Genomic DNA, 1,131 nt, shown 5'->3' on the forward strand with positions numbered 1-1,131 from the left:
CCGCCCCTACACACCGGCACCCGCACCGGCCGCCCCCGAGCCCGAGTCCCCGCAGACCACCGCACCCGCCTATCCACAGCTCCCCGCGCCGCGCCCGGCCTTCACCGGGGACCTGCTCGCCACGCCCCTGGAGCCCCGCCCCGGCGAGCCCGACGAACCCGCGCGCCTCGTCCGCCGCTGACAAGACCGGCCAGACCGCGCCACAGCGGCCGCCTGACCCCAGAACCAGCCGCGTCCCGCCCCCGAAGGAACACAGGAGACACCTTTGCCCACCCGCGAACACGAAATCCCGCTACGGATCATCCAGAACCAACCCGCCCTGGCCCCCGCCCTGCTGGAATCACTCGGCATGGACGTGCCACCGCACACCGAGGTCCTCAACACCAGCTCGGTCCTCACCGACTGCGACCCCAGGGAACTCAACAGCGACGGCGCCGTCCTCCTCCGCGACGGCACCCGCGAGGTGATGGCCGTGGTCGTCGAACGCCAGATGGGCCGCGACCTCGACAAGCGCCTCACCTGGCCCGCCTACCTGGTCAACCTGCACACGCGCCTGAAGTGCCCGACCCTGCTGGTGGTCCTGTGCCCCACCCAGGCCCTGGCCCGCTGGTGCAGCGCACCCATCCGCACCGGCCACCCCGGGTTCGACCTGGTACCGCTGGCCATCGGCCCCCAACGCATGCCCGTGGTCACCGACCCGGACCAGGCCCGGGCCCTGCCCGAACTCGCCGTGCTCTCCGCCCGGGCGCACGGCGACACCGACCCCCGCACCCTGCGCGCGGTCGTGGAGGCACTCGACTCCACGGCAGGCGCCAACCGCGCGTTCTACTATGACTATGTGCTGGCCGGCCTGAACGAGGCCGCCCGGAAGGAGCTGGAGGGCATGATGGCCGTGGAAACCTACCAGTGGCAGAGCGACTTCGCCCGCACGTACGTCGGCATCGGCCGCGAAGAAGGCCGAGAAGAGGGCCTTGAGGAAGGCCGAGAAGAGGGCCGTGCCCAGGAGGCCGCGAGCAGCCTGCTGGTCTTCCTGGAGGCGCGCCGCCTCACCGTCACCGACGGCGTCCGCGCCAGGATCACCGGCTGCACCGACCTGGAGACCCTCCACACCTGGATGCGCCGCGCCGCAAC

General features: G+C 72.1%; 1 protein-coding gene and 1 pseudogene. Both read left to right on the plus strand.

Going from position 1 to position 1,131, the window contains the following annotated elements; genetic code table 11:
* Nucleotides 1-181, plus strand: a pseudogene (locus ACFHWE_RS23565) (hypothetical protein); the annotation flags it as partial.
* Between the two features lie 84 nt (nucleotides 182-265).
* A partial coding sequence (locus tag ACFHWE_RS23570; protein WP_416604065.1) for a hypothetical protein occupies nucleotides 266-1,131 on the plus strand: 866 nt, incomplete at its 3' end.

Origin of the sequence: Nocardiopsis sp. LOL_012 (assembly GCF_048060475.1) — a bacterium.
Lineage (GTDB): Bacteria > Actinomycetota > Actinomycetes > Streptosporangiales > Streptosporangiaceae > Nocardiopsis.